Source organism: Microcystis sp. LEGE 00066, from assembly GCF_015207925.1.
In the GTDB taxonomy this organism is placed as follows: Bacteria; Cyanobacteriota; Cyanobacteriia; order Cyanobacteriales; family Microcystaceae; genus Microcystis; species Microcystis ichthyoblabe_A.
Genome location: NZ_JADEVX010000199.1, coordinates 1 through 7,133, shown reverse-complemented (window position 1 = coordinate 7,133; position 7,133 = coordinate 1). Strand labels below are relative to the sequence as shown.

5 protein-coding genes are annotated in these 7,133 nt (G+C 42.6%); 1 reads left to right on the top strand and 4 read right to left on the bottom strand.

The window, feature by feature from the left end:
- Nucleotides 1-312: 312 nt before the first annotated feature.
- Complete coding sequence (locus IQ224_RS19910; protein WP_002792486.1) at nucleotides 313-1,527, bottom strand: ABC transporter permease; 1,215 nt, start codon at nucleotides 1,525-1,527, stop codon at nucleotides 313-315.
- Nucleotides 1,528-1,717: 190 nt separating this feature from the next.
- Complete coding sequence (locus tag IQ224_RS19905) at nucleotides 1,718-3,292, bottom strand: glucose-6-phosphate isomerase (protein WP_002744648.1); 1,575 nt, start codon at nucleotides 3,290-3,292, stop codon at nucleotides 1,718-1,720.
- 200 nt (nucleotides 3,293-3,492) lie between these two features.
- Between IQ224_RS19905 and dusB the strand changes: the two genes are divergently transcribed.
- Nucleotides 3,493-4,500: a tRNA dihydrouridine synthase DusB gene (gene dusB, locus IQ224_RS19900; RefSeq protein ID WP_194033400.1), complete on the top strand. Its 1,008-nt coding sequence runs from the start codon at nucleotides 3,493-3,495 to the stop codon at nucleotides 4,498-4,500.
- A 352-nt stretch (nucleotides 4,501-4,852) separates the two neighbouring features.
- Here dusB and IQ224_RS19895 read toward each other — a convergent pair whose 3' ends face one another.
- Both IQ224_RS19895 and IQ224_RS19890 read right to left on the bottom strand, forming a co-directional pair.
- Entirely contained in the window at nucleotides 4,853-6,847 is a 1,995-nt protein-coding gene (locus tag IQ224_RS19895; protein ID WP_002744644.1) for a hypothetical protein, read from the bottom strand.
- A gap of 45 nt (nucleotides 6,848-6,892) precedes the next feature.
- Nucleotides 6,893-7,133: transposase (locus IQ224_RS19890; protein ID WP_194032751.1), on the bottom strand; the 241-nt coding region annotated here is incomplete at its 5' end.

Here is a 7,133-nt window from a genome sequence, read left to right as displayed (position 1 = left end):
TCGCTCCATACCCCTTTTAATGCTATATATTCTCATTAACCCTTTTAACCTTTGAATTAATTTTAGTTATTATGTACTACTTTAATGGCTTTTTTGATCTGTGACAGTTGAGGGTGCGGAATGTGGGCTGTAAATTCTACCAAGTAGGCTATTACCAATTTAAGCCTAGTTTTTTAGCTACTTCCTCGGCTGAAATCCCCCTTTCTCCCTTTTCAGTCTGTCTTAGAGAGTCAAGAAATTGCTGCTTAATTTCAAGTTTCACTTTTTTGTCTTGGTCAGACTCGAGTAGGATAGATTGGATAGTTTCGGCAACTATAATCTTCTCAAAGCAACGATTGGATCTAATTTAGCGGCACGATGAGCGGGAACAACACCGAAAATCAGACCGATGGCACTGGAAACTCCTAAAGCGAGAATTATCGCAGGGATTGAGACACTGGTGGTTAAAGCGGCAAAAATTCCCGCTAGATACATTCCTTGAATGCCGACAAAAATGCCGATAATTCCACCAGTAGTGGCTAAAATCACCGATTCAATGAGGAATTGACCTTTTATATCCCCTTCTTTCGCTCCTAAAGCCTTTCTTAACCCGATTTCTTGGGTTCTCTCCGTGACTGACACGAGCATAATATTCATGACACCGATTCCCCCGACAAAAAGGGAAATACTAGCGATCGAGGCTAACATTCTAGTTAAACTATCGTTAGTTTCTTTGGCCATTTCTAGGATTGCGGTTTGGGGGAAAATCTGCACATAATTCTCGTCGCTGACCTGATGACGCATTTGCAGCAGGTTGCTAATCTGAAACTGGGCGGCTTTAATTTGGCTGGAGTTTTTGGCCAAGACAGAAATATGAGTTAGGGGAATGCCAAAGATAGAGCTGCGGCCTTGAACCCGATTAGACATGGTAGTTAGGGGAATTAAGGCTCGATCATCCTGATTAGCCTCAAATAAGGAGCCTTTCGCCTGTAAAATTCCAATAACTTGAAAACTAAGATTGCCGATGCGAAGATTTTCGCCCACGGGATTGCGATTACCAAAGAAATTTTTAGCTAATTCCGATCCCAAGACAATCACGCGATTATCCCGTTTCAGGTCAGATTCCATAATAAATCTACCTTTAGATAGTTGACGGTTACGCACATTTAGGTAATCGGCTCCCACCCCGACTAGGGGGCTATTACTGGTTCTATTACCGAAGGATAAGATTGTTTTCCCGCTGAATTCGGGAGAAATGGCGGCAATGGCGGGAACTTGAGATGCGATCGCTTGAGCATCTTCGTAGGTGAGCGGCCGGGGATTAGGAATTGTCCGCCGGACATTGCGCGAGGAGGTGGAAACAAATAAAACATTCGGACCGAGGGCTTCAAACTGCTCTAGGGCGACTTTTTGCGCTCCTTCACCCACCCCCACTAGGGCAATGACGGAGGCGTTACCGATAGCAATTCCCAGCATAGTCAGACCACTACGCAGTTTATTGGCCATCAAAGCGGAAAAAGCCATTTTCAGGTTTTCGAGCATTTCCATGGTTAGTTATATTCAGTAATCAGTAATCAGTAAACAGTAAACAGTAAACAGTAAACAGGGATAAAGATGAAGATAAATAAATAACTAAATAACTAATTAACTTACATCTGATAACTAAATAACTAATTAACTTAAAACTTACATCTGATAACTGATAACTGATAACTGATAACTGATAACTGATAACTGATTAGCGGGCAGAGATTTGGATTGTTTCTGGTTTACTTAAATCGCCAGTAATAGTTAAACTGCGCCGATTAGCGTTGAGATGACGGACAATTTTATAGATAGCTTCAACTTGGTCACTAGCCCCGATTTTGGCCGCCAGAGTGGCTAGGTCAAGAGAAGTTCCCGTTTCCCGAACAACTTGCACGATTTTTCTTTGTAAATCCAGAATGGAAGCGGCGGCTTTTTTCCCTGCTTCTACCCCGGGCTGATGGTAGGCGTTAATGTTAACTAAACTAGCATAGAAACTAACGGCCCTTTCGTAGAGGGCGATTAAAGCCCCCACCTGACGGGGAGTAACCTCTGGGATAGTGATCGTGATAGAGTGACGACTGTTTTCGTATAAAGCTTGTCGAGTACCTTGCAGTAATCCTGAGAGGAAATCGCCAGCAGTGGAGCCGGTTTCCACTTCGATGGAATCTCCTTGTCGGTCTTTTAACACTTCAATAAAAGTGGCGAAGAAATTGGGAATCCCTTCGCGTAATTGTTGGACGTAGGCGTGTTGGTCTGTGGAACCTTTGTTACCATAGACAGCGATACCCTGGTAAACCGTCTTGCCATCGAGGTCTTTTTCTTTACCGAGGGACTCCATGACCAATTGTTGCAGATAGCGGCTAAAGAGATAGAGACTGTCTTTGTAGGGCAGAATCACCATATCTTTCTCTCCCTTGCCATTGCCCTCATGATACCAGGCTAGAGCAAGTAGGGCGCTAGGATTTTTTTTCAGGTTATGGACGCGGGTGGCGATGTCCATTTCTTTGGCCCCGGCTAACATTTCATCAATGTCAATACCCTGCAAAGCGGCCGGGAGAAGACCGACGGCGGATAGTTCTGATGTACGACCACCGACCCAATCCTGCATGGGGAAACGAGTTAGCCAATCTTGGGCGTATTTATCCAGTCGGCTACCCGGCATAGTGACGGCGACCGCGTGTTGCGGAAAGTTTAAATCTTGTTTTTCGTAAGCGTTGCGGACCTCTAACATTCCGTTTCTCGCTTCGGGAGTGCCGCCGGATTTACTGGTGACGATAACCAGGGTGGTAGCTAGGGTTAAATGGGCTAAGGTGCGATCGATGCCTTTGGGGTCGGTATTATCAATAAAAGCAATCTCTAAAGCGGGAAAATCGGGTGCTAGAGCCTCGGCGACGAATTGGGGACCCAAAGCAGACCCCCCGATGCCTACACAGAGAACATGGGTGAATTTTGCCCGATTGGGCGGCTTAATTGCTCCGGAGTGAATTTTCTTGACAAATTCTTTGATCTGTGCTAAGGGTTCAGTGATTTCGTCCCGCAATTCCTGGTTAGGAGCGAGTTCAGGAGCGCGCAGCCAGTAGTGGCCGACCATACGCTGTTCGTCGGGATTTGCGATCGCACCCTGTTCTAAGGCTGCCATATCTTGGAAAGCACGCTCGAATTTTGCTTCTAGACCTTTGAGAAAAGCCTCATCGAAGGGAATCCGACTGACATCGAGATAAAGTTCTAGGTTAGGGTGATAGTATAACCAATCTTGGTAACGTTGCCAGAGTTGTAGATTATCCATAAAAAAAAGCGAAATTTTTGTTTAATTACTCGTTTAGGAGAGATAGGATTCTATCCTCTCCAATCATCATACAGGTAGTTTTAGGCTAGAAGATGACGGTTAAGCATATATTATGGGGTTGGCAAAATGTTAACAGTGACGGAACTATCCCCTAATTGTTCGGTTTGCTGGTGTTGGCTGTTGATTTTTTAACTGGTTCTATGGCTATCTACTCATCCCCTCTCAAAATCGGTAACTTAGCAGTACATAGCCGCGTCTTGCAATCACCTTTATCCGGTGTCACCGATTTAGTGTTTCGGCGCTTGGTGAGACGCTTTGCTCCTGATTCCATGCTCTATAGGTCGATGGTTAATGCGACAGAAATCTCCCAGCTGCAAGAGTTACCGCAATTGATGGTTATCGGGGACAAAGAACAACCAATTAGTATGCAATTATTTGATTGCCGTCCCGATTTTATGGCTGTGGCGGCGGAAAAAGCGGTTAAAGAAGGAGCGATGACCATTGATATTAATATGGGTTGTCCCGTTAATAAAATTACTAAAAAAGGCGGCGGTTCTTCCCTTTTACGACAGCCAGAAATTGCCGAGCAAATTGTTAGGGAAGTGGTGAGAGCGGTATCGGTGCCAGTAACGGTGAAAACTCGCTTGGGATGGAACGCTCAGGAGATTAATATTATCGATTTTGCCCGTCGTTTGGAAGATGCGGGAGTGCAAATGTTGACCCTGCACGCACGCACTAGGGAACAGGGTTATCACGGGCCGGCCGATTGGCAATGGATTAAACGGGTGAAGGAGGTTTTATCGATTCCTGTCATTGCTAATGGTGATATTGTTTCTGTGGAAACGGCGATTAATTGTTTGGAATTTACTGATGCCGATGGGGTGATGTGTTCGCGGGGAACCCTCGGTTATCCCTATTTAGTGGGGGAAATCGATTATTACCTCAAAACAGGCAAAAAGTTGCCGAAACCCACCTCTATTGACCTGTTAAGCCTAGCTAAAGAGCATTTACAGGGGCTATGGCTATACAAGGGACAACGCGGTATCTGGCAAGCGCGGAAACATCTGGCTTGGTATTGTCAGGATTTTACCGGTGCGGCGGTTTGGCGCGATCGGTTTTCGCGCATCGAATCCCTGGGAGAGGGCTGTGATTTGATTGATGGAGCTATTGCCCAATTAAACCTTGAAAACGAGAATATTTACAGATAACGGTGCTATAAGCTGTAGAACTCGACGAACCTGTTGCTGGTTCCTCAGCATCATCGACAAGGTACATTTACTATCTAAGTCCGCTCACGGGTTTCAGCCTTATGGTGCAATTTGCTTGCCTGCTCCTGACTATCGATAATATCAGGTCGGGAGCCAATAACCCCAACGCTGAGAAGGTAAAATACCCCCATATTTGCTACATCAGATCGCACTCCCGTCCGTCGCTGTGCATAGACGTTTTTAGATTATTATCATTTACTTGAATCAATGAGCATGGTGCTTTCCCCAAAATCTATCGCTGCAGCGGTAGGAATTGCATGAGGGAACGCACCCTACCAGAGCAGCGATCATACTAATCATTCTGAACGCTCGAATTCTGTCTCCTAGCGCGTATTTGTTCTAGAAGAATATAAATCTCATCTAAGAATTCGCTACCTAGATTTACCAGTCGTGATTTATCTTTAAGAGTATATTTCCCCAGCCAAGTATTAAAAAACTCTGAACCTGAATAATTATTGACTCTTTCCCGAGTCAGAGTTTGTGAGGATTTTCTAACCAAATTCAATCTTCTCGATATATCTTTGATGGCATAAAAAGGATTTTTTAGGTATTTACGCCATTTTCTTTGCTGCATCTTAAATTGTCGCTTGTTAGAGATGATCGAACTTTCTAAAGCAAGAGCTAATTCTTTGAGCAACTGTTCTGAATCTTCTGTTGCAAGCAGAGAATTTCTTTCACGAATTATAATAATTAATCTTTTGCTGAATCTCGCATGATGATAATGCGTAATTAAATTTAGGAGCTCTTGTGCCGTTATAGAGGATGGACGTATTTTTAGCCACTTTTGCCATTTAATCCAATCTTGGATATAGGAAATAAAGGAAATAAAATTTCCTATTACCGTAAGAGGAATGAAACAAACAACAATAATTGAGTAAGAAAAAAATAGTATTTTACTTATCACGGAATCTGGATTATCAATACACCAAGACATAATCACAATAATAAGCAACCACAAAAAAGTTACAAAAGCTATCACTTTGAATTTATGGATTACATATTTTATCAGTTCTCTGAATTTAATAATAAAATATAATACGGGAAATAAAAGTAAGAAAGCCCACCAAAATGGATGGGTAAATTGTCCTGTATTAGCTGCCGATATAGCAAAGATAGACCAAAGCAATAATGGAGAAAATATAATACGAATAAAAAAGAGGTTTAAGAAATAGCCGGGATATACGTCGTAGTAGAAAAATTTACGCAATATAAGATGATACATAAATAAAAATAAAGGAGGAGAAATAAGAACAAGCAGTTCAGGTTTTAAAGGCAAAAGCATTGTAAGATGAGACCTGAATAAAAGAGGAGAAATAAAAACAAACAGTTCATATCTTGCAAGCATTAATGCTCCAATCACCCCACAAAATACTACGATGTGTAGGATAATATCAATAGGACTAATCCACTTTAAAAGCCGTAATATATTTATATATCGTGATGCCTGATCGAGTCGAGACAGATGTGCATGAGTAGCAAAAAATTCCTTATTCAAACGATTGCGAGCGAACAAAATCACAAGCGCTTGGCGAATATCTGCCGCAATATCATCTGGAATTTGGCTAAGTCGTGCAGTTTGTCGATAGGCAACTTCTTTTAACCATTGACTTTCACTTGCAAAACCATGACGGAGCAACCAAAGTAAAACAGGTTGAGGCGTAATTCCTGCAACTTCCAAACTCCATTTCTGATCTGCAAGAGTTCCTTCACTACTGGCTGTTAAAAGAAAACGTCCTGCTTGCATTTGAATATCATCGGGTAACTCTTTAATTCGACTGATAAAACCATCTTGTAAAAGTCCCAGCAGAGGAAGTAAACCATCAGGCCAGGCAAAAGGTTTAGGCACTGAGAGATTTTTATTAGTTGTTTCTGGATTCACATAACCGACTGGATCATCAATCAGTCCAGATATATTCCCAGCTATCTCATCAAGCAAATATCTGGCCTCTGCCAAAATAGGGGCAAAAACTTCGGGCGGCTGTGTCTGGAAAATAACAACGGCTGTTTCTCGCCAGCGACCATCAGTTAATAACTGTCTAGGACTGATTCGATTAAGATCGCTGAAAACAACACAGGTAGCAAAATATTCCTGAAACCGACGGTGAGCAAAAGTAAAAAATTGGGAGTCACCTGCTACTATTTGAGCTTCAGAACGGGCCAGTTTGAGATACTCTAAGGCATTCAAATATTGCTCTAAATTGCCTCTTAACTTAAAACCAAGCCGACCCATCGCCCCCCGAATCCCTTCACGGGCTGGACTAAGTCCTAAGTTAGGGTCTATAGACATACAAAAAGCTACTTTTTCTGGCTCTTCGTTACTCTTTATGCTAAATCAACAGACAAGATGCCAAGATAACATACTTCTAACCCAAAAATTCCGAAAGTTTCTAAAGCCATAGCCTCTCCGTTTTATTAGTTTAAGTTTATTGTTGATTCCCTCGACCACCCCATTCGTTGTCCTTCGCTCGAAATAACTAATTATTTCTCCAAACCAGTTTCGGATTGTTTGACAACTCTTAGTAAAAACACTGGAGGATTTTGCCAACCATTCCGAGATGGATAGCATTCCCTCT

What these genes read in the sequence shown, in the direction of transcription:
- IQ224_RS19910 (WP_002792486.1), bottom strand. Translation starts at nt 1,527, where the DNA reads ATGGAAATGCTCGAAAACCTGAAAATGGCTTTTTCCGCTTTGATGGCC.
- IQ224_RS19905 (WP_002744648.1), bottom strand. Translation starts at nt 3,292, where the DNA reads ATGGATAATCTACAACTCTGGCAACGTTACCAAGATTGGTTATACTAT.
- dusB (WP_194033400.1), top strand. Translation starts at nt 3,493, where the DNA reads ATGGCTATCTACTCATCCCCTCTCAAAATCGGTAACTTAGCAGTACAT.
- IQ224_RS19895 (WP_002744644.1), bottom strand. Translation starts at nt 6,847, where the DNA reads ATGTCTATAGACCCTAACTTAGGACTTAGTCCAGCCCGTGAAGGGATT.